This window comes from Enterobacter sp. E12, assembly GCF_014596715.2.
Classification (GTDB): Bacteria; Pseudomonadota; Gammaproteobacteria; order Enterobacterales; family Enterobacteriaceae; genus Enterobacter; species Enterobacter bugandensis.
The window spans coordinates 3,867,832-3,893,748 of record NZ_CP115601.1 but is presented as its reverse complement, the minus strand read 5'-3'; the positions used below and the strand labels follow the sequence as shown (position 1 = coordinate 3,893,748).

19 protein-coding genes and 3 tRNA genes are annotated in these 25,917 nt (G+C 56.4%); 11 read left to right on the top strand and 11 right to left on the bottom strand.

Annotated features, from left to right (window positions below; all coding sequences use genetic code 11):
* The first annotated feature begins 3 nt into the window (after positions 1-3).
* Genes ptrA through recD form a run of 3 tightly spaced genes read left to right on the top strand, consistent with a single transcriptional unit; the run spans position 4 to position 8,242 of the window.
* Entirely contained in the window at positions 4-2,886 is a 2,883-nt protein-coding gene (gene ptrA / locus IB212_RS18565) for a pitrilysin (RefSeq protein ID WP_188245981.1), read from the top strand.
* Positions 2,883-6,425, top strand: a complete 3,543-nt coding sequence (gene recB / locus IB212_RS18560; protein WP_188245980.1) for an exodeoxyribonuclease V subunit beta — start codon at positions 2,883-2,885, stop codon at positions 6,423-6,425. Before ptrA ends, recB begins: the two co-directional genes overlap by 4 nt.
* Positions 6,422-8,242, top strand: a complete 1,821-nt coding sequence (gene recD / locus IB212_RS18555) for an exodeoxyribonuclease V subunit alpha (RefSeq protein ID WP_188245979.1) — start codon at positions 6,422-6,424, stop codon at positions 8,240-8,242. The genes recB and recD overlap by 4 nt, the downstream gene beginning before the upstream one ends.
* 21 nt (positions 8,243-8,263) lie before the next feature.
* On the opposite strand, the gene argA is transcribed toward recD, so the two are convergent.
* Positions 8,264-9,595, bottom strand: coding sequence for an amino-acid N-acetyltransferase (gene argA, locus IB212_RS18550; RefSeq protein ID WP_014885072.1), 1,332 nt, complete (start codon positions 9,593-9,595; stop codon positions 8,264-8,266).
* Between the two features lie 226 nt (positions 9,596-9,821).
* Between argA and amiC the strand changes: the two genes are divergently transcribed.
* Positions 9,822-11,075: an N-acetylmuramoyl-L-alanine amidase AmiC gene (amiC, locus tag IB212_RS18545; RefSeq protein WP_014885071.1), complete on the top strand. Its 1,254-nt coding sequence runs from the start codon at positions 9,822-9,824 to the stop codon at positions 11,073-11,075.
* Positions 11,076-11,163: 88 nt separating this feature from the next.
* Here amiC and IB212_RS18540 read toward each other — a convergent pair.
* The 3 genes from IB212_RS18540 to IB212_RS18530 all read right to left on the bottom strand — a co-directional run bounded on the left by IB212_RS18540 (position 11,164) and on the right by IB212_RS18530 (position 11,461).
* Positions 11,164-11,240: transfer RNA gene (locus tag IB212_RS18540), tRNA-Met, on the bottom strand.
* 33 nt (positions 11,241-11,273) lie between these two features.
* Positions 11,274-11,350: transfer RNA gene (locus IB212_RS18535), tRNA-Met, on the bottom strand.
* A 34-nt stretch (positions 11,351-11,384) separates the two neighbouring features.
* Positions 11,385-11,461: transfer RNA gene (locus IB212_RS18530), tRNA-Met, on the bottom strand.
* Between the two features lie 209 nt (positions 11,462-11,670).
* Between IB212_RS18530 and mltA the strand changes: the two genes are divergently transcribed.
* Entirely contained in the window at positions 11,671-12,768 is a 1,098-nt protein-coding gene (mltA, locus tag IB212_RS18525; RefSeq protein WP_028014275.1) for a murein transglycosylase A, read from the top strand.
* 75 nt (positions 12,769-12,843) lie between these two features.
* Positions 12,844-13,650 (top strand): tRNA cyclic N6-threonylcarbamoyladenosine(37) synthase TcdA, encoded by an 807-nt coding sequence (gene tcdA / locus IB212_RS18520; protein ID WP_006811804.1) that lies wholly within the window; start codon positions 12,844-12,846, stop codon positions 13,648-13,650.
* Here tcdA and csdE read toward each other — a convergent pair.
* Positions 13,641-14,087, bottom strand: a complete 447-nt coding sequence (gene csdE, locus IB212_RS18515) for a cysteine desulfurase sulfur acceptor subunit CsdE (protein ID WP_041908394.1) — start codon at positions 14,085-14,087, stop codon at positions 13,641-13,643. The genes tcdA and csdE overlap by 10 nt on opposite strands.
* The gene (csdA, locus tag IB212_RS18510) at positions 14,087-15,292 is read right to left on the bottom strand and encodes a cysteine desulfurase CsdA (RefSeq protein WP_045629957.1); all 1,206 of its coding nucleotides are present in this window, start codon (positions 15,290-15,292) and stop codon (positions 14,087-14,089) included. Before csdA ends, csdE begins: the two co-directional genes overlap by 1 nt.
* A 192-nt stretch (positions 15,293-15,484) precedes the next feature.
* Here csdA and IB212_RS18505 point away from each other — a divergent pair, with 192 nt between their 5' ends.
* The 4 genes from IB212_RS18505 (at position 15,485) to rlmM (ending at position 18,507) form a co-directional block, all read left to right on the top strand.
* A complete protein-coding gene (locus tag IB212_RS18505) occupies positions 15,485-15,712 on the top strand; it encodes a YgdI/YgdR family lipoprotein (protein WP_008499648.1) in 228 nt (75 codons plus the stop codon).
* Between the two features lie 349 nt (positions 15,713-16,061).
* Entirely contained in the window at positions 16,062-16,979 is a 918-nt protein-coding gene (gene gcvA / locus IB212_RS18500; RefSeq protein WP_014885066.1) for a glycine cleavage system transcriptional regulator GcvA, read from the top strand.
* Positions 16,980-17,018: 39 nt separating this feature from the next.
* Positions 17,019-17,414, top strand: a complete 396-nt coding sequence (locus tag IB212_RS18495; RefSeq protein WP_028014272.1) for a DUF423 domain-containing protein — start codon at positions 17,019-17,021, stop codon at positions 17,412-17,414.
* Positions 17,407-18,507: a 23S rRNA (cytidine(2498)-2'-O)-methyltransferase RlmM gene (gene rlmM, locus IB212_RS18490; protein ID WP_188246064.1), complete on the top strand. Its 1,101-nt coding sequence runs from the start codon at positions 17,407-17,409 to the stop codon at positions 18,505-18,507. The genes IB212_RS18495 and rlmM overlap by 8 nt, the downstream gene beginning before the upstream one ends.
* Before the next feature lie 62 nt (positions 18,508-18,569).
* Here rlmM and xni read toward each other — a convergent pair whose 3' ends face one another.
* From xni to queF, 5 genes are all read right to left on the bottom strand, one after another.
* Positions 18,570-19,325 carry a flap endonuclease Xni gene (xni, locus tag IB212_RS18485; protein ID WP_028014270.1) on the bottom strand — a complete coding sequence of 252 codons (756 nt, stop codon included), beginning with the start codon at positions 19,323-19,325 and terminating at the stop codon, positions 18,570-18,572.
* A gap of 112 nt (positions 19,326-19,437) precedes the next feature.
* Positions 19,438-20,805 carry an L-serine ammonia-lyase gene (locus tag IB212_RS18480; RefSeq protein WP_041908398.1) on the bottom strand — a complete coding sequence of 456 codons (1,368 nt, stop codon included), beginning with the start codon at positions 20,803-20,805 and terminating at the stop codon, positions 19,438-19,440.
* A gap of 65 nt (positions 20,806-20,870) precedes the next feature.
* The gene (locus IB212_RS18475; RefSeq protein WP_041908400.1) at positions 20,871-22,166 is read right to left on the bottom strand and encodes an HAAAP family serine/threonine permease; all 1,296 of its coding nucleotides are present in this window, start codon (positions 22,164-22,166) and stop codon (positions 20,871-20,873) included.
* A gap of 514 nt (positions 22,167-22,680) precedes the next feature.
* Complete coding sequence (ppnN, locus tag IB212_RS18470; protein WP_023309027.1) at positions 22,681-24,045, bottom strand: nucleotide 5'-monophosphate nucleosidase PpnN; 1,365 nt, start codon at positions 24,043-24,045, stop codon at positions 22,681-22,683.
* A gap of 114 nt (positions 24,046-24,159) precedes the next feature.
* A complete protein-coding gene (queF, locus tag IB212_RS18465) occupies positions 24,160-25,002 on the bottom strand; it encodes an NADPH-dependent 7-cyano-7-deazaguanine reductase QueF (RefSeq protein WP_041908401.1) in 843 nt (280 codons plus the stop codon).
* Between the two features lie 69 nt (positions 25,003-25,071).
* Here queF and syd point away from each other — a divergent pair, with 69 nt between their 5' ends.
* A complete protein-coding gene (syd, locus tag IB212_RS18460; protein ID WP_028014266.1) occupies positions 25,072-25,617 on the top strand; it encodes a SecY-interacting protein in 546 nt (181 codons plus the stop codon).
* Positions 25,618-25,917 lie beyond the last annotated feature (300 nt).

The following is a 25,917-nucleotide window of genomic DNA, read 5'->3' as shown; positions in this document are numbered from 1 at the left end:
GTAATGCCAGGCAGCACCTTGTTCAAAGCGTTTGTTTTGTTTGTCGCCCTTTGGGCTCCCGTCACTCAGGCAGACTCCGGTTGGCAACCCGTTCAGGAAACTATCCGTAAGAGCGAAAAAGATACCCGTCAGTATCAGGCTATCCGCCTCGATAACGGTATGACCGTGCTGCTGGTTTCCGATCCGCAGGCGGTGAAATCCCTCTCGGCGTTAGTGGTGCCGGTTGGATCGCTGGAAGATCCTGAGGCGCATCCGGGGCTGGCGCATTATCTCGAACACATGACGCTGATGGGCTCTAAAAAATATCCGCAGCCGGATAGCCTTTCTGAATTCCTGAAAATGCACGGCGGCAGCCACAACGCCAGCACGGCACCGTACCGCACGGCCTTTTATCTCGAAGTCGAAAATGACGCGCTGGCAGGGGCGGTTGATCGTCTTGCCGATGCTATCGCCGCGCCGCTGCTGGATAAAAAATACGCCGACCGCGAGCGCAATGCCGTCAATGCGGAGCTGACTATGGCCCGTACCCGGGACGGTATGCGTATGGCGCAGGTCAGCGCCGAGACCATCAACCCGGCGCATCCGGGCTCACGTTTCTCGGGCGGTAACCTGGAGACGCTGAGCGATAAACCGGGAAGCCCGGTCATTGACGCCCTGCATGCGTTTCGTGACAAATACTACTCCGCCAACCTGATGAAGGCGGTTATTTACAGCAACAAATCGTTGCCGGAGCTTGCCGGACTGGCGGCACAAACGTTTGGCCGGGTGCCGAATAAAAATATTGACCTGCCGAAGATAGACGTACCGGTTGTCACGGACGCGCAAAAAGGGATCGTCATCCACTACGTCCCTGCCATGCCCCGCAAAGTGCTGCGCGTTGAGTTCCGCATTGATAACAACACAGCCCAGTTTCGCAGTAAAACCGACGAGCTGGTGACCTACCTGATTGGTAACCGTAGCCCGGGAACCTTATCTGACTGGCTGCAAAAACAGGGGCTGGTGGAAGGGATCCGCGCCGATTCCGATCCCGTGGTAAACGGCAACAGCGGCGTGCTGGCGATCTCCGCCACCCTGACCGACAAAGGTCAGGCCAACCGTGATGAAGTGGTGGCGGCTATCTTTAGCTACCTCTCTTTACTGCGCGAGAAAGGCGTCGATAAGCGCTATTTTGATGAACTCGCGCACGTGCTGGATCTCGATTTCCGTTACCCGTCCATTACCCGCGATATGGATTACGTGGAGTGGCTGGCGGATACCATGATCCGCGTGCCGGTGGCGCACACGCTCGACGCGGTCAATATTGCCGATCGTTATGATGCCGAGGCGGTTAAAGCGCGCCTGGCGATGATGACGCCGCAAAATGCCCGCATCTGGTACATCAGCCCGAACGAACCGCATAACAAGACGGCATACTTTGTTGATGCCCCTTATCAGGTAGACAAAATCAGCGACCAGACCTTCGCCGATTGGCAGAAGAAGGCCGGTGAGATTGCGTTGAAGCTGCCGGAGCTGAACCCCTATATCCCGGATGATTTCTCGCTGATCAAAACGACTAAGCATTATCCGCACCCGGAGCTCATTATTGATGAACCGACGCTGCGCGTGGTGTATACCCCAAGCCGTTATTTTGCGAGCGAGCCAAAGGCCGATGTCAGCGTGGTCCTGCGTAACCCGAAAGCGATGAACAGCGCCAAAAATCAGGTGATGTTCGCGCTCAATGACTATCTGGCCGGTATCGCGCTCGATCAGCTCAGCAACCAGGCGGCCGTGGGCGGGATCAGCTTCTCCACCAACGCCAACAACGGTTTGATGCTTAATGCAAATGGCTATACTCAGCGTCTGCCTCAGCTTTTCAAGGCACTGCTCGAGGGTTACTTCAGCTACACGCCAACGGAAGAGCAGCTTGAGCAGGCTAAATCCTGGTATGCGCAGATGATGGATTCTGCAGAAAAGGGCAAAGCTTACGATCAGGCGCTTATGCCGGCACAAATGCTGTCGCAAATACCTTATTTCCAGCGTGAAGAACGCCGTGCCTTGCTGCCATCAATCTCATTAAAAGAGGTGCTGGCTTACCGTGACTCGCTAAAAACCAACACGCGCCCGGAGTTTCTTATCGTCGGCAACATGAGCGAAGATCAGGCCAAAACGCTGGCAGAAAATGTTCGCACGCAGCTCGGTTCGAAAGGGGACGAGTGGTGCCGTAACCAGGACGTGCTGGTTGAGAAAAAACAGAATGTGATCTTTGAAAAAGCGGGGAGCAGCACCGATTCCGCGCTGGCCGCGGTGTTTGTGCCAACGGGCTATGATGAATTCGCAAGCTCTGCGCAGAGCGCCGTTCTGGGTCAGATTATTCAGCCGTGGTTCTATAACCAGCTGCGCACAGAAGAGCAGCTTGGCTATGCGGTATTTGCTTTCTCAATGAACGTGGGGCGTCAATGGGGGCTGGGCTTCCTGCTGCAAAGCAGCGACAAACAGCCGGCCTATCTCTGGCACCGCTATCAGGCGTTCTTCCCGCAGGTGGAAGCAAAACTGCGGGCCATGAAGCCGGAAGAGTTTGCTCAGATCCAGCAGGCCGTCATCGCGCAGGTGATGCAGCCGCCGCAGACGCTGGGCGAAGAGGCGTCACAGCTGAGCAAAGATTTCGATCGCGGTAATCTGAAATTTGATTCGCGTGATAAAGTAGTGGCCGAGATAAAACAGCTGACGCCGCAGAAGGCTGCCGACTTCTTCCATCAGGCGGTGATTAAGCCGCAGGGCATCACTATCCTGTCTCAGGTTTCCGGTAGCCAGAACGGGAAAACGGACTACGTGAACCCGAAAGGCTGGAAAGTCTGGAAGAGCGTCAGCGCGTTGCAGCAATCTATGCCCTGGAGTAAGAAAGAATGACCGATACCGCTGAGTCCCTTGATCCCTTACGTTTACCTCTGCAGGGTGAACGATTGATTGAAGCCTCAGCGGGAACGGGAAAAACCTTCACCATCGCCGCGCTCTATCTGCGCCTGCTGTTAGGGCTTGGCGGTAATGCCGCTTTTCCTCGTCCTTTGAGCGTTGAAGAGCTGCTGGTCGTTACCTTTACCGAGGCCGCCACCGCTGAGCTGCGCGGCCGTATTCGGAGCAATATCCACGAACTGCGTATCGCCTGTCTGCGCCAGAGCACGGATAACCCTCTCTACGCGAGCCTTCTGGAAGAGATCGCCGATAAGCAACAGGCAGCCCAGTGGCTGCTCCTCGCAGAAAGGCAGATGGACGAAGCGTCCGTCTTCACCATTCACGGTTTTTGCCAGCGCATGCTGAGCCTGAATGCGTTTGAATCCGGCATGCTGTTTGAGCAGCAGCTTATTGAAGATGAATCCGTGCTTCGCTATCAGGCCTGCGCGGATTTCTGGCGTCGCCACTGTTATCCGTTACAGCGGGATATTGCGGAAGCGGTACATGCGTTGTGGAAGGGGCCCGAAGCGCTGCTGCGCGCCATCGATCGTTATCTTCAGGGGGAAGCGCCGGTCATCAAATCTCCGCCCCCGGCGGATGAAACCCTGGCCTCACGCCATGAAAAAATCATCGCTAAAATTGCCGACATCAAACAAAAATGGATTGAGTCAGTCGGTGAGATTGACGCGATCATCGAGAATTCCGGGATCGATCGACGTAAGTTCAATCGCGGCAACCAGGGCAAATGGATCGAGAAAATCAGCGCGTGGGCGCAGGAAGAGACGCGCGGTTACCAGCTCCCGGATGCGCTGGAGAAATTCTCCCGGCGTTTCCTGGTTGAGCGGACCAAAGCAGACGGTATCGTACCTGAACATCCCCTGTTTCTGGCGATTGAAACCCTGCTGGCGGAGCCCCTGACGCTCAACGATCTGATGATCACTCGCGCCATGACGGAGATCCGCGACGCCGTCGCGCGTGAAAAGCGTCGCCGGGGCGAACTGGGGTTCGACGATATGCTGAGCCGACTTGATGCGGCGCTGTGCAGTGAAAATGGCGAAGCGCTTGCCGCCGCGATTCGCACCCGCTTCCCGGTCGCGATGATTGACGAATTTCAGGACACCGACCCACAGCAGTACCGCATTTTCCGCCGTATCTGGGGCCAGCAGCCCGGCACCTCGCTGTTGTTAATCGGCGATCCTAAGCAGGCCATTTACGCCTTCCGCGGTGCGGATATTTTTACCTACATGAAAGCCCGTAGCGAGGTTGACGCGCACTACACGCTCGACACCAACTGGCGCTCTTCTCCCGGCATGGTGGAAAGCGTCAATGCGCTCTTCAGCCGCATGGATACGGCGTTTATGTTCCGGGAGATCCCTTTCCAGCAGGTCAAGTTCGCCCCTAAAAATACCGCGTTGCGCTTCGAGGTTAATGGCGAAACTCAGCCAGCCATGAACTTCTGGCTACTTGACGGGGAAGGCTGGGGCGTCGCGGACTATCAAAATGCTATGGCCCAGCACTGTGCGGCGCAAATTAGGGACTGGCTCAGCGCAGGCGCGCGCGGCGATGCGCTGCTGTGGAAGGAGGATAAACCAGCCCCGGTAAAGGCATCTGATATCACGGTGCTGGTGCGCAGCCGTCAGGAGGCCGCGCTTATCCGCGACGCCCTGACGCTACTGAATATACCGTCCGTCTACCTCTCCAACCGCGACAGCGTTTTTGAAACGCTGGAAGCCCTCGAGATGCTATGGCTGCTGCAGGCTGTGCTGGCCCCGGAGCGTGAAAGCACGCTCCGCAGCGCCTTAGCGAGCGCGATGCTCGGGCTGAACGCGCGTGACATTGATGCGCTTAATACTGACGAATCCGCGTGGGATGCTGTGGTAGAAGAGTTTGTGCGCTACCGTGAAAAATGGCAGAAGCGCGGCGTGATGGCGATGGTGCGCGAGCTCATGGCACATCGTCACATTGCGGAAAACATGCTGGCGACAGCGGGCGGCGAACGCCGTCTGACCGATATTTTGCACATCAGCGAGCTGCTCCAGGAAGCGGGTACGCAACTGGAGAGCGAGCATGCTCTGGTGCGCTGGCTGGCCCAGCAGATTGCCGACCCTAACAGCAATTCTTCCAGCCAGCAGATGCGCCTCGAGAGCGATAAACATCTGGTGCAGATCGTCACCATTCACAAGTCGAAAGGCCTGGAGTATCCGCTGGTCTGGCTGCCGTTTATCGCCAATTATCGCGTGCAGGACCAGGCTTTTTACCACGATCGCGAGTCGTTCGAAGCGGTACTCGACCTCAGCAACGCGGAGTCCAGCGTCGAGCTGGCCGAAGCCGAGCGTCTCGCGGAAGACCTGCGCCTGCTATACGTGGCGCTGACCCGTTCGGTCTGGCACTGTTCCCTGGGCGTCGCGCCGCTGTTCCGTCGCCGTGGCGAAAAGAGCGGCGAGAGTGATTTTCATCTGAGCGCGCTGGGGCGGCTTATTCAGCGCGGCGAGCCTAAAGATGCCGCAGGGCTGCGCCAGTGCATCGAATCACTTTGCTCAGAGCATGTTGCCCTGCATATTCCCTCCCAGCCCGACAGCAGCCGCTGGCAGACGCCGGAGCAGGGAGAGTCAGCGCTGCATGCCCGCGAGGTGGCTCGCACAATCGCTGACGACTGGCGCGTTACCAGTTACTCCGGTTTACAGCAGCACGGACAGAGTATTGCGCAGGATCTGATGCCAAAACTGGACGTGGATGCCGCTGGGGCCGGGAGCGTGCCCGTCGAGCCGGCGCTCACGCCGCATCAGTTTCCGCGCGGCGCCTCGCCGGGCACGTTTTTGCACAGCCTGTTTGAAGAGCTGGATTTTACCCAACCGGTATCAGAAGAGTGGGTGCTGAAGATGTTACAGAGCGGAGGCTACGACGCACAGTGGCAGCCTGTTCTCACTGAATGGATCCGCGCTGTTCTGCACGCGCCGCTCACGGCGCAGGGGATCTCGCTGAGCCAGCTGACCGCCAAAGATAAGCAGGTGGAGATGGAGTTTTACCTCCCCATCGCCAGCCCGCTCAGGGCCGAGGCGCTTGATGCGCTGATCCGCGAGTACGATCCGTTATCCGCCGGGTGTCCGCCGCTGAATTTTCGCCAGGTGCAGGGGATGCTGAAAGGCTTTATCGACCTGGTTTTCCGCCATGAAGGGCGCTACTACCTGTTGGATTACAAATCGAACTGGCTGGGGGCAAACAGCGAAGCTTATACCCAGCAGGCGATGGCCTCAGCGATGCAAATGCATCGCTACGATCTGCAGTATCAGCTTTACACCCTGGCGCTGCACCGTTACCTGCGCCATCGCATGGCCGATTATCGCTATGAAGATCATTTTGGCGGCGTCATTTACCTGTTTCTGCGCGGCGTGGATGCTAACGACCCGCGTTCGGGTATCTTCAGCACCCGCCCGGCTGCGGAGTTGATTGAAAAGATGGATAACCTGTTTGCTGCAAGCACGGAGGAAGTAGCATGACGATGCAGGCGCTACTGCTGGACGCAATTGAACAACGTGCACTTCGCCACCTGGACGTACAATTTGCCATGATGGTGGCGAGCGAAGAGCCTGCCGTCATGCTTGCCGCGGCGATCCTGAGTAAAGATGCGGGAGAAGGGCATGTCTGTCTGCCGCTTTCACGTCTGGTGGTGGATGAGAAAATGCCGCCGGCTTTACAGGCGTGTTTCGCGCTTCTGGGTGAGGCAGTGGACTGGCAAGAAATATTACTCCGCTCGCCCGCCGTCAGCAGCGCCGATACCGGTACGCCAATGATTTTGACGGGTGAACGTTTGTATCTGAACCGGCTGTGGCGTAACGAACTGACGGTGGCGCGCTTCTTCAGCGAGACCAATACTCCGCTTCCGTGCGATGAAGCACTGCTCCGGCAAACGCTGGATACGCTGTTTACCTCTGACGACGAGACAGACTGGCAGAAAGTGGCGGCAGCAGTGGCGTTAACGCGGCGGATATCGGTGATTTCGGGCGGGCCTGGCACCGGTAAAACGACCACCGTGGCTAAGCTGCTTGCCGCGCTGATTCAGTTATCGGGTGAGCAAAAGTGTCGTATCCGCCTGGCGGCACCCACCGGTAAAGCGGCTGCACGTCTGACGGAGTCGTTAGGTGGCGCGCTGCAAAAACTGCCGCTCACCGGGGAGCGGCTTGCGCTTTTCCCTAACGAAGCCAGCACGCTGCACCGCTTGCTCGGTGCGCAGCCGGGTAGCCAGCGTCTGCGCTACCATGCCGGTAACCCGCTGCATCTGGACGTGCTGGTGGTGGATGAAGCGTCGATGATTGACCTGACGATGATGTCGCGTTTGATTGATGCGTTACCGCCGCACGCGCGCGTCATTTTCCTCGGTGACCGCGATCAGCTTGCCTCCGTTGAGGCCGGGGCCGTGCTGGGCGATATCTGCACCTATGCCAGCCTGGGGTATACCGCAGAACGCGCTGAGGAGCTGGCGCGCCTGACCGGATGTTCGCTCGCGGCTGAAAACCATTTACTTGCGGGGGCGCTGCGCGACAGCCTGTGTTTACTGCAAAAAAGCTACCGTTTTGGCAGCGACTCCGGCATTGGTCAGCTTGCGGCGGCGGTGAACCGGGGCGACCGGCACGCTACCTGTGCGGTATTTGACGGTACCTTTACCGATATTGAGAAAAAATCGCTGCAAACCGGGGAAGAGTATCAGGCGATGCTGGATGACGCCCTGCTGGGGTACCAACATTTTCTGACGGGCGTACAGCAGCAAAGCACGCCGGAGCAGGTCATTGCCGCGTTTGGCGAATACCAGCTGCTCTGCGCGTTGAGGGAAGGGCCCTTTGGCGTCAGCGGCCTGAATGACAGGCTGGAACAGCTGCTGGCGCAAAAGCGTAAAATCAACCGTACTCCGCACTCGCGCTGGTATGAAGGCCGGCCGGTGATGATCTCCCGCAACGACAGCGCGCTGGGGTTGTTTAACGGGGATATCGGGATTGCGCTCGATCGCGGGCAGGGGCTCCGCGTCTGGTTCCAGATGCCGGACGGTAGCGTGAAGTCCTTCCAGCCGAGCCGTTTGCCCGAGCATGAAACTGCCTGGGCGATGACGGTGCATAAATCCCAGGGTTCTGAGTTTAACCATGCGGCACTTATCCTGCCCACACAGCTTTCCCCCGTCGTTACCCGCGAGCTGATCTATACCGCCATTACGCGCGCGCGTCAGCGCCTGTCGCTGTATACCGATGAACGGGTGCTGGTACAGGCGATTGCCACCCGCACGGATCGCCGAAGCGGGCTGAGCGCGATATTTGACTCCCTCTGAACGACGCCGGCAAAGAAAGGATTACCCCAGGTCGGCCATCAGCACTTTCGAACGGCGCTGATAGTTGTACATCTCTTTCTTCGTTTCCGGCAGAGAATCAATATCCACCGGCGTGAACCCGCGCTCCTGGAACCAGTGAATGCTGCGCGTCGTCAGGACGAACAGCTTGCTCAGCCCCATCTGACGCGCCTGTGCCGCCACGCGCTCAAGCAGCATTTCGCCGCGTGAAGAGCTGCGGTAATCCGGGTGCACCGCCACGCAGGCCATTTCTCCGATTTTCTCTTCCGGGAACGGATAGAGGGCGGCGCAGGCAATGGTCAGGTTATCGCGCTGGATAATGGTGAATTTGTCGATCTCCATCTCCAGCTGCTCGCGGGAGCGACGAACCAGAATACCCTGCTGTTCCAGCGGGCGGATCAGCTCCAGAATACCGCCGATGTCGTTGATGGTGGCGCGGCGGATCTGCTCCGCACTCTCCATGACAATCTGCGTACCAATACCGTCGCGGGAGAACAGCTCCTGCAGCAGGGCGCCGTCTTCCTGATAGCTGATCAGGTGACTACGGCGCACGCCGCTGCGGCAGGCCTTCACGGCGCCACGCAGGAAGCGGACGGTGCCGGAGTGGTAATCCCCTTCGGCTTCCAGCGCTTCAACGCGGGCCTGCGCTTCATTCGGGAAGAGTTCCGGCACAATCACCCCTTCATCGTTTACGACGCCCTGGGAGGAGCAAAACCCAATCATTTTTTCCGCCTTCAGCTTGATCGCCAGCTGGGTGGCAATCTCTTCGGACGTCAGGTTAAAGCTTTCACCGGTTACGGAAACCGCCACCGGCCCCATCAGCACAATGGCACCGCTGTCGAGCTGACGGTGAATGGCCTCTTCATCAATACGACGAATGCGGCCGCTGTGGCAGTAATCCACGCCATCGTCCACGCCGAGCGGCTGGGCAATGATAAAGTTGCCGCTCACGACGTTGATATGCGCGCCCTGTAGCGGCGTGTTGTTCAGGCTCATCGACAGGCGAGCGGTGATATCCAGCTGCAGCAGACCCGCCGCCTGCTTCACCAGCTCCAGGGTTTTGGCATCCGTGACGCGGGTATGTTTGTGGTAAATCGGCTCGTGGTGGTGAGCGGCCAGGTTGGCGTCGATCTGCGGGCGCGCGCCATAGACCACCACCAGGCGGATCCCGAGGCTGTGCAGCAGGCCAATGTCATTGACGATGCTGGAAAAATTTTCATGCTCAATGGCTTCGCCGCCCAGCATGATGACAAACGTTTTTCCCCGGTGGGCGTTGATATAGGGAACAGAATGGCGGAATCCCTGGACCAGTTCGGTTCTACGTTCCTTCACCATGGCACAACCCTTAATGAATGTTTATTCGTAATTTATGTATTTTTATTCGATTGTGGGCGCGTGTGCAAGTGCAAATTTTCTGCGACCTACAGAAATTAATAAGTAATCCGTGCGTTAACGTATGATTGTTTACCCTTTTATAGATGACAGTTTATGCGTCATTCGTTAAAGTTTTCGGTCAATCTGCACTTTTGTATATCAGTTTGTTTTCTTGCTCGGGAGAAGCATGTCGGGATCCAATTCAGCAATAAGCCGCCGCCGTTTGTTAAAAGGGGCCGGGGCAATGTGGTTGCTTAGCGTCAGCCAGGTCGGTCTTGCCGCCACGAGTCAGGTGGTGGCGGTGCGCGTCTGGCCGTCGTCGACCTATACGCGCGTGACGGTTGAATCCAATCGCGTGCTGAAATATAAGCAATTTGCCCTCAGCAACCCTGAACGCGTGGTGGTGGATCTCGAAGGGGTGAACCTCAACTCCGTGCTGAAAGGCATGGCGGCGCAGATCCGCGGTGACGATCCGTTTATTAAATCGGCGCGCGTCGGTCAGTTTGATCCGCAAACCGTGCGCATGGTGTTTGAGCTTAAGCAGAACGTTAAGCCGCAGCTGTTCGCCCTGGCGCCCGTCGCGACGTTTAAAGAGCGTCTGGTGATGGATCTTTACCCGGCGAATGCGACGGATATTCAGGATCCGCTTCTCGCCCTGCTGGAGGATTACAACAAAGGCGATCTTCAGCGTCAGGTGCCGCCTGCGCAAAGCGGCCCGCAGCCCGGGAAAGCAGGGCGCGATCGTCCGATTGTGATCATGCTCGATCCCGGCCACGGCGGCGAAGACTCCGGTGCGGTGGGGAAATACCATACGCGTGAAAAAGACGTGGTGCTGCAAATTGCCCGTCGTCTGAAGGCGTTAATTGATAAAGAGGGCAATATGCGCGCCTACATGACGCGCAATGAGGATGTCTTTATCCCGCTGAAGGTGAGGGTGGCGAAAGCGCAGAAGCAGCGTGCCGATCTGTTCGTCTCGATCCATGCGGATGCCTTTACCAGCCGCCAGCCGAGCGGCTCGTCGGTGTTTGCGCTCTCAACCAAGGGTGCGACCAGTACCGCGGCGCGATACCTTGCGGACACCCAGAACGCCTCGGACCTGATCGGTGGCGTGAGCAAAAGCGGCGACCGCTACGTCGACCACACCATGTTCGACATGGTGCAGTCCCTGACCATTAACGACAGCCTGAAGTTTGGTAAAGCGGTGCTGGGCAAGCTGGGGAACATCAATAAGCTGCACAAAAACAGCGTTGAGCAGGCCGGGTTTGCGGTGCTGAAGGCACCGGATATCCCGTCCATTCTGGTAGAAACCGCGTTTATCAGTAACGTTGAAGAAGAGCGTAAGCTCAAGACGGCAAAGTTCCAGCAGGAGGTGGCGGAGTCGATTCTGGCGGGGATACGGGCGTATTTCTCAGACGGGGCGACGCTGGCGCGGCGCGGGTAGGTTTTTAGCCGGGTGAAATGCCCGGCAAATTCACAAACGACAGATACAAAAAAACACCCTTAAGGGTGTTTATTGTTTTTAGAAGTGTTGGTTGCGGGGGCCGGATTTGAACCGACGACCTTCGGGTTATGAGCCCGACGAGCTACCAGGCTGCTCCACCCCGCGGCACCGTACTTCTTATCTTTTCTAAAATTTGATTGGTTGCGGGGGCCGGATTTGAACCGACGACCTTCGGGTTATGAGCCCGACGAGCTACCAGGCTGCTCCACCCCGCGTCACCGTACTGCTTATACTTCATCAAATTTTAATTGGTTGCGGGGGCCGGATTTGAACCGACGACCTTCGGGTTATGAGCCCGACGAGCTACCAGGCTGCTCCACCCCGCGTCCGTGGAAGCGCACTATACTCGGATAGGTTTGTGATGCAACCCCTTTTTCACATAAATCATTAACTTTGTATGTAAAGTGAACGGCATTGCGACATTTAGACTATTTTTTGCTCTGAATTTGCCAAAGGGCATGCGATCGCATTTCATTCGCTTTGTCGGTTTGTTATCTTCATCACGCGGAAATGGGCAACTTAAAGACGAGATATAATGAAAGGACGTTGGGCGAAGTATCTGATGGCGGGCGCAATGGTAGCGATTCTTGCGGCCTGTTCTTCCAAACCGACCGATCGCGGTCAGCAGTATAAAGACGGGAAGTTATCCCAGCCTTTCTCTTTAGTTAATCAGCCTGACGCCGTTGGCGCGCCGATCAACGCCGGTGATTTCTCCGAGCAGGTCTACCAGATCCGCAATGCGTCGCCGCGTCTGTATAGCTCACAGAACAATGTTTATAGCGCGGTACAGGACTGGCTGAAGGCGGGCGGCGATACGCGCAACATGCGCCAGTTTGGTATTGATGCCTGGCAAATGGAAGGGGCGGATAACTACGGCAACGTCCAGTTCACCGGCTATTACACGCCCGTGGTTCAGGCGCGACACACGCGCCAGGGCGAGTTCCAGTACCCTATCTACCGTATGCCGCCAAAACGCGGCCGTCTGCCGTCCCGCGCCGAAATCTACGCCGGTGCGCTGAGCGAAAACTACGTCCTGGCCTACAGCAACTCCCTGATGGATAATTTCATCATGGACGTGCAGGGCAGCGGCTACATTGATTTTGGCGACGGTTCACCGCTTAACTTCTTCAGCTATGCCGGGAAAAACGGCCATGCCTACCGCAGCATCGGTAAGGTGCTGATTGACCGCGGCGAAGTGAAAAAAGAAGATATGTCGATGCAGGCGATCCGCGAGTGGGGCGAAAAGCACAGTGAAGCCGAGGTGCGCGAGCTGCTGGAGCAGAACCCATCGTTCGTCTTCTTCAAGCCGCAAAACTTCGCCCCGGTGAAAGGGGCCAGCGCCGTGCCGCTGATTGGCCGCGCGTCGGTGGCATCGGATCGTTCTATCATTCCTGCGGGTACCACGCTGCTGGCGGAAGTCCCTCTGCTCGACAACAACGGCAAGTTCAACGGCAAATATGAGCTGCGTCTGATGGTAGCCCTGGATGTGGGCGGAGCGATTAAGGGCCAGCACTTTGATATCTATCAGGGCATTGGCCCGGATGCTGGTCACCGTGCAGGCTGGTATAACCACTACGGACGCGTATGGGTGCTGAAGGCCGCGCCGGGCACCGGAAACGTATTCAGCGGCTGATTGTGGTATTCTGAGCGCAATACGGATTACTGTTCAGGGTGAGGAAAACCTCACCCTTTTTACATCTGAGGTTTTATGTCTGTGGTAATCAGCGATGCCTGGCGCCAGCGTTTTGGCGGCACGGCACGTCTCTATGGTGAAAAAGCCCTGCAGCTGTTTGCGGATGCGCACGTCTGCGTCGTGGGCATTGGCGGTGTCGGCTCCTGGGCGGCGGAAGCGCTGGCGAGAACCGGGATTGGCGCAATCACGCTGATTGATATGGATGACGTTTGTGTGACCAACACTAACCGTCAGATCCACGCCCTGCGTGATAACGTCGGCCTGGCGAAGTCCGAGGTGATGGCGGAGCGCATTCGCCTCATTAATCCGGAGTGTCGGGTGACGGTGATCGACGACTTTGTGACGGCAGATAACGTCGCGGAGTACATGAGCAAAGGCTACAGCTATGTGATTGACGCCATCGACAGCGTGCGGCCTAAAGCGGCGCTGATCGCATACTGCCGTCGTTACAAGGTGCCGCTGGTCACGACTGGTGGCGCGGGCGGGCAAATCGATCCCACGCAGATCCAGGTTGCCGATCTGGCGAAAACAATTCAGGATCCGCTGGCTGCCAAGCTGCGTGAACGCCTGAAGAGCGACTTCAATGTGGTGAAGAACAGCAAGGGCAAGCTGGGCGTCGACTGCGTGTTCTCCACCGAAGCGCTGGTCTACCCGCAGGCGGATGGTTCAGTTTGTGCGATGAAAAGCACAGCGGAAGGGCCAAAACGCATGGACTGCGCGTCAGGCTTTGGGGCGGCCACCATGGTAACCGCCTCTTTTGGCTTTGTGGCGGTCTCTCACGCCCTGAAGAAGATGATGGCGAAGGCGGAACGTCAGGCCTGAGCCTGACGTGCGGCGTCCAGCACCGCGTCGCTGAGCGCGATCAGGCCCTGACCGCGCGAGGCGCTAAGCTGCGCGCGCAGCCCCAGTTCGTCGAACAGCGCCAGCGGCGAGTGCGTTAACAATTCCGCCGCGCTTTTCCCTTCAATGGCGGTTAACAGGACCGCCAGCAGGCCCCGGACGATGCGCCCTTCGCTGTCGCCGAAGAAATGCAGCTTCTCGCCGGAGACGCTCACGCCCAGCCAGACGCGGTTTTCACAGCCCACAATTTCTTTCGCCTGCGCTTTAAGATCGTCGGAAAGAGCTGGGAGCTGTTTACCCAGCAGGATCAGCTGACGATATTTATCTTCCCACTGCTGGAGCGGGGCGAAGGTCTGTTTTAAGGTCTCTTCAGTGATGACCGTGCCAAACGGATGTCCGGCTAAAGCAGCGCTAGTCATTAATCCACCAGTATTTCAAGGGCGCGGTCAACGGCGCTAACCAGCGCGTCGACATCGCTTTGGGTATTATAGGGCGCAAACGAGGCGCGCAGCGTACCGCTGACGCCGAGCGCCGCCAGCAGCGGCTGGGCGCAGTGCTGTCCTGCGCGCAGGGCAATGCCGTACCCGGCCAGCAGCGTCACCATATCGCTATGATGCACGCCAGCAAAATCAAAGGCGAGCAGGCTGGAATCCTGAACGCGGAACGAGCGGAAACCCGGGCGTTTTTTCAGTTCTTCCTCTGCCAGCGTCGCCAGTCCTCGGCTCCAGCTTTCCGCCTGAACCGCGTCCGTTTCCGCCAGCCATTCAAGTGCGGCGCTGAGGCCGATGACCCCGGCCACGTTCGGCGTGCCCGCTTCCAGACGGTAAGGCACCTCCTGCGTTTTAAAACCGTCGAAGGTCACTTCGGTAATCATTTTGCCGCCGCCGAGCCACGGCGTCATTTTTGCCAGCAGTTCTGGCTTACCGTACAGCGCGCCAATCCCGGTTGGCCCGTAGAGTTTGTGTCCGGAGAAGGCGTAGAAGTCGATATCCAGCGCCTGCACATCAGCGGGGAAATGAACCACGCCCTGAGCACCGTCGACCATCACCACCACGCCGCTGGCATGGGCAATCTCAATGGCGCGAGCCAGATCCGGACAGCCGCCGGTGACGTTGGACATCTGCCCCAGCGCCAGAATACGGCTGCGGGGGGTAATCAGCTCAGGGAGACGGGCCACGTCAGGCAGAAAGTCTGCACTCAACGGGAGCTTAATAACGCGCGCGCCCGTTTGCTCAGCCACCATCAGCCACGGCACCAGGTTAGCGTGGTGCTCTGCTTCGCTGACAATGATCTCGTCCCCTGGCTGCAGCAGCGGGCGGGCATAACTCTGGGCCACCATATTGATGGCTTCGGTCGTGCCGCGCGTCCAGACGATATTTTTCCCGCTTTCGGCATTGATCAAGCGTGCAACCTGATCGCGTGCGGCTTCATAGCGCGCGGTCAGGCGCTGCGCTTCGGCAAACTGGCTGCGATGTACGTTGCCGGCGCTCAGGCTGTAGAACTGCTGCGTGGCCTCGATCACCGCCTGGGGCTTCAGGGCCGTGGCGGCGCTATCAAGATAAATACCGGCATCGGCCAGCGCCGGAAACTGTGCGCGAAACTGCGCAGGACTGAAAGCGTTCATGGAATTCCTCGTGTCGATAGAGAGATCGTCGCGCAATTTCTGCGGCAGGGCAAGGAGGTTGATATCTATCAGATTTGTCTGCTTATCCTGGCGACCTCGAAAAAGCAGGTTATGCTAAATAGTGTTAGGCGGATGTTTTAGCCTGTTATAAATCGAGGTTTGAATAGCATTAATTGCTAAAGGAGAATAATCATGAATAAGACAGCTGCAATCATTTCTGCCTGTGCGTTTACTTTTGCCCTGAGCGCCTGTTCTGGTAACAACTACGTGATGCACACAAACGATGGTCGTTCTATCGTTTCGGAAGGGAAACCGACTACCGATAACGATACCGGGATGATTTCGTACAAAGATGCTAACGGGAACAAGCAGCAGATCAACCGCACGGACGTGAAGGAGATGAAAGAGATCGAGCATTAACCGATCGCAGGCGAAAAAAAAGCACCGCAAATTGGCGGTGCTACATTAATCACTATGGACAGACAGGGTAAATGTACAGGAAGTGAAAAATTGGTAGCGTTGCTACCGTGGTCTGAATCGCAGACCAATTGCAAACACAACAACACAACATCACAACCGTAAGCCAAAAGCCCTTCAGAACACGCATTCCGAAAAAAGCTCTTCGTTCCGGCTCAGGAAGTGCCGCCACTATAGGTATTTGCTGGTAGTTCCTCAACGGACAAATTATAATGGCTCAGATAAAAAAAACTAATAGGTTAAACGTTGTTTCCTGTTTGTTAAATTCCGTTAACATCTAAGCCAGATAACCATGTCCAAGCGATTGCCACCCCTTAATGCATTACGCGTTTTTGATGCAGCAGCACGTCACCTGAGCTTCACCCGTGCGGCAGATGAGCTTTTTGTGACACAGGCCGCAGTAAGTCACCAAATCAAGTCCCTGGAGGATTTCCTGGGCCTTAAGCTGTTCCGCCGACGCAATCGTTCCTTGCTGTTGACCGAAGAGGGGCAGAGCTATTTTCAGGATATTAAAGAGATTTTTTCCCAGCTCACGGAAGCCACGCGTAAGCTGCAGGCCCGCAGTGCAAAAGGTGCCCTGACTGTTAGTTTATTGCCCAGTTTTGCCATTCAGTGGCTGGTGCCTAGACTCTCAAGCTTTAACTCAGCTTATCCGGGGATCGACGTTCGAATCCAGGCGGTGGATCGTCAGGAAGACAAGCTGGCCGATGATGTGGATGTCGCCATTTTTTATGGTCGCGGCAACTGGCCGGGCTTGCGTGTCGAGAAATTATACGCAGAATATCTGCTGCCGGTCTGTTCGCCTCTGCTTTTAACAGGCGACAAGGCGCTGAAAACACCCGCTGACCTGGCGCAGCATACGCTTTTACATGATGCCTCTCGCCGCGACTGGCAAACTTATACCCGTCAATTAGGTCTTAGTCATATAAACGTGCAGCAGGGCCCCATTTTTAGCCATAGTGCGATGGTGCTACAGGCTGCCATTCACGGACAGGGCGTGGCGTTGGCGAACAACGTGATGGCGCAGTCCGAAATTGAGGCAGGCCGTCTGGTTTGCCCTTTTAATGATGTACTGGTCAGCAAGAATGCATTTTATCTGGTTTGTCATGACAGTCAGGCAGAACTGGGTAAAATAGCCGCCTTCCGGCAGTGGATACTGGCGAAAGCGGCAAGCGAGCAAGAAAAATTCCGCTTCAGGTATGAACAATAACGTTTGTGTGCCGGGCACGCATTAATTCAGGACTTAAACATGACCAGCCGATTCATGCTGATTTTTGCCGCGGTGAGTGGCTTTATTTTTGTTGCACTGGGCGCCTTTGGCGCGCACGTATTGAGCAAGTCTTTGGGCGCCGTCGAGATGGGCTGGATCCAGACCGGCCTTGAATACCAGGCGTTTCATACGCTGGCTATTTTTGGGCTGGCGGTAGCGATGCAGCGCCGGATAAGCATCTGGTTTTACTGGAGTAGCGTATTTATGGCGCTGGGTACCGTGCTGTTTAGCGGCAGCCTTTACTGTCTGGCCCTCTCGCATTTGCGCCTGTGGGCGTTTGTTACACCTGTCGGCGGCGTGAGCTTCCTGGCGGGTTGGGTATTAATGTTTATCGGAGCTATCCGTCTGAAACGCAAGGGCGTTGTTCATGAATAAGGTTGTTTTATATTGTCGCCCGGGGTTTGAGAAAGAGTGCGCCGCGGAAATTACCGATAAAGCGGCGAAGCGCGAAGTCTTCGGCTTTGCTCGCGTAAAAGAAAATGCGGGCTATGTGGTATTCGAGTGTTATCAGCCTGAAGACGCCGACAAGCTGGCGCGCGAGCTGCCGTTCAGCTCGCTGATTTTCGCCCGCCAGATGTTCGTCGCGGGTGAGTTGCTGAAAGATCTTCCGCCGGAAGATCGCATCACGCCGATTGTGGGCATGCTGCAGGGCGTGGTGGAGAAGGGCGGCGACCTGCGCGTTGAGGTTGCCGATACCAACGAAAGCAAAGAGCTGATGAAGTTTTGCCGTAAGTTCACCGTGCCGCTGCGCGCAGCGCTGCGTGACGCGGGCATACTGACAAACTACGAAACGCCGAAGCGTCCGGTGGTACATATCTTCTTTATCGCACCGGGCTGCTGCTATGCGGGCTATTCGTACACCAATAACAATTCGCCATTCTTTATGGGCATCCCGCGCCTGAAGTTCCCGGCAGATGCGCCGAGCCGTTCAACCCTGAAGCTGGAAGAGGCGTTTCACGTTTTTATCCCGACTGATGAGTGGGACGAGCGTCTGGCTAACGGCATGTATGCCGTCGACCTTGGCGCGTGCCCGGGCGGCTGGACCTATCAGCTGGTGAAACGCAACATGTGGGTGTCGTCTGTGGATAACGGCCCAATGGCGCAAAGCCTGATGGACACTGGACAGGTCACCTGGCTGCGAGAAGACGGTTTCCGCTATCGCCCAACCCGCAACAACATCTCGTGGATGGTGTGCGACATGGTGGAGAAGCCGGCGAAAGTGGCCGCGCTGATGGCCTCCTGGCTGGTGAACGGCTGGTGCCGTGAGACAATTTTCAACCTCAAGCTGCCGATGAAAAAGCGCTACGAGGAGGTATCCCAGAACCTGGCCTACATTCAGGCACAGCTGGATGAGCACGGTATTAACGTGGAGATCCAGGCGCGTCAGTTGTACCACGACCGCGAAGAGGTGACGGTACACATCCGTCGCTGGTGGGCGGCTGTAGGCGGACGTCGCGACGAGCGATAGTGCGTGCTTTGTTTTGCCCGGTGGCGCTGCGCTTACCGGGCCTACAAAACCGTGTTGACGTTTTAACGTTCTAACCGCAACTGCTGTAAATTCCCGTCCAGCTGTAAATCTGTCTGTAGCGTCGCCACCTCGCGGCAGATAAACGCCATCTCTTTATGCGCCTCCAGCTTCTTGCGCCACTTTTCTGGCACCTCATCCAGACGGGCGTAAATCCCTTCCAGACTCTGAAAATCGGTCAGCAACTGGGCGGCGCTCTTTGGTCCAATACCGGCGACACCCGGAACCTTAGAGCTGCTGATGCCTGCCAGACCCCAATAATCCGGCAGTTGCTCAGGCAAGACGCCGAACTCGCTGGCTATAAACGGCGCGTCCAGCCAGCGTTTTTGAAAATAGTCGCGAATGCGGATAGTTGGGGAGAGCAGCTGGCAGTAGCCTTTGTCAGTTGAAACGATAGTGGCCTGATGCCCGGCACTTGCCACTTTTACGGCCAGGGTGGCCGCGAGATCGTCGGCTTCATTGCCCTGTGCACCCCAGCAGGGGACGCCACGCTGCTCAAAGGCGGCACGCAGGGCGGGCATTTCGGCATGCAGATCGTCCGGCATCGGTGCGCGTCCGGCTTTGTAGTCGGGCAAGCGCTGATGTCGCCAGCCGCTGTTGCGCGCTTCGTCATCAAACACGGCCACGACGTGCGTCGGCTCGCTGTGGCGAATAAGCTGCTCCAGCGCGTGCAGGCAGGTGTCCTTGCAGGGCGTGCCTTGTACCGCATGGATTCGGCGAATCAGATTGAGCGCGTCGACGATAAGCAAATGAACAGCCACAGATATTCTCCCTTAAATCTAATGGGTAAAGGGTATCACTGTCGGCAGGATGAAACGAATAGCGTGAGGGAAAACAGGAAGAAGCCTCGCAAAACGAGGCTTCCTGAGAGGCTTAATCGCAGGTTACGATCTTCATCGCCAGGCCGCCGCGAGAGGTTTCGCGGTATTTGGCGTTCATATCTTTACCGGTTTCGTACATGGTTTCGATAACTTTATCGAGACAGACGCGCGGCTCACTGGTGCGGCGCAGCGCCATACGCGCCGCGTTCACCGCCTTGACGGAGGCGATGGCGTTACGCTCGATGCACGGCACCTGTACCTGTCCGGCAACCGGATCGCAGGTTAGCCCCAGGTTATGTTCCATGCCGATTTCCGCAGCGATGCAGACCTGCGCCGGGCTTGCGCCCAACAGTTCCGCCAGGCCCGCCGCCGCCATGGAACATGCCACGCCGACTTCGCCCTGACAGCCTACTTCCGCACCGGAAATGGAGGCGTTCATCTTGTACAGAGAACCAATCGCGCTGGCGACCAGCAGGTAGCGCGCCAGGGAGTTAGCGTTCACTTCACGGATAAACTTGTCGTAGTACGCCAGCACGGCCGGAACGATACCGCAGGCACCGTTGGTTGGCGCCGTGACGACGCGGCCCCCTGCGGCGTTCTCTTCGTTCACCGCCAGGGCGAACATGTTGATCCAGTCGACGACGGCCATCGGGTCCGTTGTCGTTTTGTCGGTGCTCACCAGCATACGACGCAGCGCCGCCGCACGACGCGGTACGCGAAGCTTGCCCGGCAGAACGCCTTCGGTGGTGATCCCGCGCTCAATGCCGCCGCGCATCACTTCCCAGACGCTAGCGAAGTGCTGTTCCAGCTCTTCTTTGCTGTGAAGGGCCAGTTCGTTTTTCATCATCAGGCCAGAGAGGGAAAGCCCCGTCTCGTGGCAGTGGCGCTGGAGATCTGCCGCGGTTTTGTACGGATACGGCACCTCAACAGAAGAGGTGGTGGTTTGACCAAAGTGGTCTTCGTCGACGATAAAGCCGCCGCCGATGGAGTAATACGTCTGGCTGTAAACCGCTTTGTCGCCGGCCAGCGCGGTAATGCGCATGCCGTTTTCGTGCAGCGACAGGTTGTCCGCATGGAAATTCATGCAGTGGTCAACCGGGAATTCAACCTCATGCTCACCGTTTGCCAGCAGCAAACGACCGTGGGTGTTCACGTCCTGGATGAAGCCAGGGATCGCGTCAATATCAACGGTATCCGGCAGATTTCCCGCCAGGCCCATGATAATGGCAATATCGGTATGGTGGCCTTTCCCGGTCAGGGAAAGCGAGCCGTACACATCGACAACCACGCGGGTGATGTCGTGCAGAATGCCGCGTGCAATCAAGTCATCCGTGAACTGCTTACCGGCTTTCATTGGTCCGACAGTGTGAGAGCTGGAAGGACCAATACCGATTTTGAAAATATCGAATACGCTAATCATGATGCGTCCATTGCTTTCAGTCAGAGGGGGAGGAGTGCGCCGCCCGAAGGCGGCGCGGGCGTTCATCAGAACATGGTGTACAGGGAGTAGAAGATCGCAGAGATAGCGATAAGGCCCATGATAACCACAAACACGTTGCTGACCTGGCCGCTGTACTTGCGCATGGCAGGCACTTTCTGAATCGCGTACATCGGCATCAGGAACAGAATCATCGCGATAACCGGGCCACCCAGGGTTTCAATCATGCCCAGGATGCTTGGGTTCAGGGTCGCTACCGCCCAGGTGGTGAGCAGCATGAACAGTGCAGTGATTTTGTTCAGCTTGTTGATTTCAATGCTCTTGCCTTTACCGCGCAGAGATTTAATCACCATACCGTTGAAGCCTTCACGCGCGCCCAGGTAGTGGCCCAGGAAGGATTTGGTGATGGCGATCATCGCGATGATCGGTGCCATCCACGCAATCAGCGGTGCGTTAAAGTGGTTCGCCAGGTAAGACAGAATAGAGATGTTCTGTTCTTTCGCTGCCGCCAGGTCCCCCGGGGAGAGGCTCAGTACGCAGCTGAAGACGAAGAACATCACGGTCAGCACCATCATCACGTGAGCGCGGGCCAGGATGCTGGAGCACTTCTTCTCTGCACCATTACCGTACTCTTCGCGTTTCGCCACGGCGAAAGAGGAGATGATTGGGGAGTGGTTGAAGGAGAAGACCATTACCGGGATCGCCAGCCACAGGGTCATCAGCAGGCCGTTACCGGTCGCAGACGCGCTGCTCAGGGACAGGGTTTCCAGCGCTGCACCGTTCCACTGTGGAATCAGGTAGCAGGCCAGCAGCATCAGCGCAGCCACAAACGGGAAGACCAGCACGCTCATGGCCTTAACAATCATCTGCTCGCCGAAGCGCACGATGGTCATCATGCCGACGATCAGGATCAGAGACAGAATGGCACGCGGTGGCGGCGTCATGTGCAGCTGGTGCGTCATGAAGCTTTCAACGGTGTTGGTGATCGCCACGCTGTAGACGAGCAGGATTGGGTAAATCGCGAAGAAGTAGAGCAGGGTAATCAGTTTACCTGCGCCAACGCCGAAATGTTCTTCAACCACTTCGGTGATGTCTTCGCCCGGGTTTTTACCGGACAGCACGAAGCGGGTCAGCCCGCGGTGTGCGAAGTAGGTCATCGGGAAGGCGATGATGGCCATGATGATCAGCGGAATCAGACCGCCGACGCCTGCGTTGATAGGAAGGAACAGTACACCAGCGCCGATTGCCGTGCCGTAAAGGCCCAGCATCCACATGGTATCCGTTTTGCGCCAACCACTTCGGGATTCAATCGAAGCAACGGTGCTGGTTTGAGTGGTTTCCATCTGTATCTCCTGGAGGAAGCAAATTGTCAGGTTTTTAGTCAAATCCGATGAAAAAGTGCATGACGGTAATATGAAATTCGTTCAGTGACGGTTTTTTAATAATTTTCGCCCGTAACTATTGGCGGGCGGAAAGATACATTCTCGTTATGAATCTATCAGTGATCGCGATCCCAAATGCAATAATCCACTTATGATGTGGGCATCTTTAGACCATTTATCTGTTAAAAAAACATCAAATAGAATTTACGGGCGCGAAGGCTACCACCAACGACATGTGGGCTAAAAGAGCGGCCCGCAATATAGGTGTCTTCCGCTGTAAAGATATGGGTTTTTAGGATTTTCTTGCGGGTAATTTAGTTTAAGGCTGATAAGTTACGGTTGTTAAATGGAGGTAATCGATTGCGTTCGCCGTAAGTTTGTTAAAGTTATAAGTGAGGCCTATGAATTGATTCGGTAATAAAAAAGCCGGGACCCGCTACAGGGTGCCCCGGCTTTGAGGAGAAGAAACTGAGCGTTACGTGCAGATTTCGTAGCACGGAATGTAGGCTGAACCCGGCAACTTCATGCGGTGTTGAGCCACAAAGCCCTGAAGCATGTCGTCCATACGGCGCATCATCTCCGGGTCGCCGTGGATCTTGTACGGACCATACTGCTCAATCGCGCGGATGCCCATCTCCTTCACGTTGCCCGCCACAATCCCGGAGAAGGCGCGACGCAGGTCGGCGGCCAGCACTTCCACCGGCTGGTCCGGGTAGAGTTTCAGGTTCGCCATATTTTCATGGGTCGGCTCGAACGGGATCTGCAGGTCAGGCGCAATACGGATTGACCAGTTAAAGCTGTACGCATCACCGGTATCACGACGATTCTCTTTCACCAGCGGCATCGCTTTTTTCATCTGGCGCGCCACTTCCGCCGCATCATCAATGATGATGCGATAGTGACGACGCGCGGCTTCTCCCAGCGTATGCACGATAAACTCGTCCAGCACGCGGAAGTAGTCGGCGCTCTCTTTCGGGCCGGTCAGGATCAGTGGCAGAACCTGATCTTTGTTGGCCGGGTTCATCAGAATCCCCAGCAGATAGAGCAGCTCTTCCGCCGTTCCCACGCCGCCCGGGAAGATGATAATCCCGTGAGCGATACGAACAAACGCCTCAAGACGCTTCTCGATATCCGGCATGATAATCAGCTCATTGACCAGCGGGTTAGGCGGCTCAGCGGCGATGATTGACGGCTCGGTCATGCCGATAAACCGCCCCTCTTTGTAACGCTGCTGCGCATGACCCACGGCTGCACCTTTCATTGGTGCTTCCATTGCACCCGGACCACAGCCGGTACAGATATTCAGCTCGCGCAGGCCAAGCTGCGTTCCGACCCGACGGGCATAGAGATATTCGGTTTCGTTAATCGAGTGGCCGCCCCAGCAGACGACCATGTTTGGTGCTTCGCCAACGTGCAGGGCGCGGGCGTTGCGCAGAATAGAGAACACCAGGTTGGTGATATGAACGGAGCTTTCCAGGTCGAGATGCTGGAAGCGGCCCGCGTTGTGAATCTGCCCGTTAACAAACAGGATGTCGCGCAGGACGGCAAACAGGTTGGCCTGAAGGGAACGAATGATACGTCCGTCGACAAAGGCCTCTTCCGGCGGGTTGATCACTTCCAGTTTCACGCCACGCTCGCGGCGCAGCACGTTAATATCAAAGCTTTCGAAGCGGGACAGCAGTTCTTTACTGTTATCTGTCAGGCTTCCGGAGTTCAGTACGGCAAGTGAACAGTTACGAAACAGTTGATAAAGATCGCTGCTGGCCGTGCGTTTAAGCATGTCCACTTCCAGCTGCGACAACATATCCATTGAGCCAAGCGGGCTAATATGTGTAATCAAGTGAGCTCCTTATGGGACGATTATCGTCATTCCCTTTGATTACAATAGCCCTGGCACGTGACGTTTCACAACACTTCGGCGGAATACCGCACGCATATTGTGAAAATATTTATATTATTGACGCACCAGCCGGCCCGTCGCCGGCACAAAATCGGTGTTGGTGCGCCACGGGTTAATGTCCAGCCCGCCACGGCGGGTATAGCGCGCGTAAACGCTCAGTTTCTCCGGCTGGCAGAAACGCTGAATATCGTTAAAAATACGCTCCACGCACTGCTCGTGAAATTCGTTGTGATGGCGGAACGACACCAGATAGCGCAGCAGTTTTTCCCGGTCAATTTTCGGGCCGCGGTACTGGATCTGCACCGAACCCCAGTCCGGCTGGTGGGTAATCAGGCAGTTGGACTTCAGCAAATGGCTGACGAGCGTCTCTTCAACCACTTTTCCGCCCGCCGCGTTTTCGAGGTAATCGGCGCTGAATTCATAATTCTCCACCTCGATGTCCTGCTCGTCGATGCAGGTCCCGTGGAAGTGGGCAATGGGCTGTCCTTCCAGCTCGTGCAGGCGGTATAACGAGACGGACACGTTCCCCTGCGCGCAGGCGGCTAAATCCCGCTCCAGCGTTTGCTGAACCTCGTCCCAGCTGTTGAATCGGGTCTGGTTGAAGCTGTTGAGATAGAGCTTAAAGCTTTTGGACTCGACCAGGTTCACGCTGGCATAGTCCAGCTCAACGTGGCCCACGGCCACCTGCGGCAGACCGCGCTCGTTAAGCCAGGAGAGTTCGTACAGCGTCCAGATATCGCCGCCGACAAACGGCAACGCGTCCGCATGCAGTCCAAGAGGATCGCGGTTCAGGCTGCGCGGCACGCCCTGCAGCAGGCTTGCATCGTAGGTATCGCGGTAATCGGTCGATTTACCCAGCGTTAGGCCGGTTAACGCCTGATGATTTTCGTAAGACATGTTTCATAGCCACTTTACAGGTACACTTATGGGCAGAGTTTATCCTGTCTTACAAGAAGAGAGAAATCGGTGGACATCGAAACTGCAAATGCCCTTACTACCTTCACAACCCGCTATTGCGACGCGTGGCATGAAAAGCACGGAACATGGCCACAAAGCGCTGATTTATATGGCGTGCCGTCGCCGTGCATTATCTCTTCGCAGGATGACTATGTTATCTGGCAGCCGAAGCCCAATACCGCTGAGCAAAATGTAAATGCGGTTGAACGGGCTATGGACCTTGTGGTACAACCAGCGGTTCACGCGTTTTATGCCACGCAGTTCGCAGGGGATATGCCCGCGCGCTTGGGTGATTTGACGCTGACGCTGTTGCAGACCTGGAGCGAAGACGATCTGCAGCGTGTTCAGGAAAACCTGATTGGTCATCTGGTCACGCAAAAACGCCTTAAGCTTTCTCCGACGCTCTTTATTGCCACGCTGGACAGCGAACTGGATGTGATATCCGTCTGCAACCTGTCCGGGGAAGTGATTAAAGAGACCATCGGTACCCGCAATCGCGAAACGCTCGCCCCCTCTCTTGCGGATTTCCTTACCCGGCTTGAGCCGCTTCTGTAATCCATGATGCTACGACGCGTGTGAGAGATCTCTTACAAGGTTTGTGAGAGATCGCTGGATCATTCAGTATTGCCTTATTTAATTCAGATTAATATCACTCTGTTTTTCAAAGAATTAGTTGTTCATCGCATCTTTTTTAGGGATTTCTTACGGCTTACAGTGCTGCAAGGGTGGGTTGTAAGACGAAGCGGAATAGCGGATTCTATCTCCGTCGACAGGACGCCGACACGAGAAACGAACATCAGGATGATGGCGTTTCTTACTCAGGACACGTCAGGATGGCGCTGCAGGAAGGCTTCA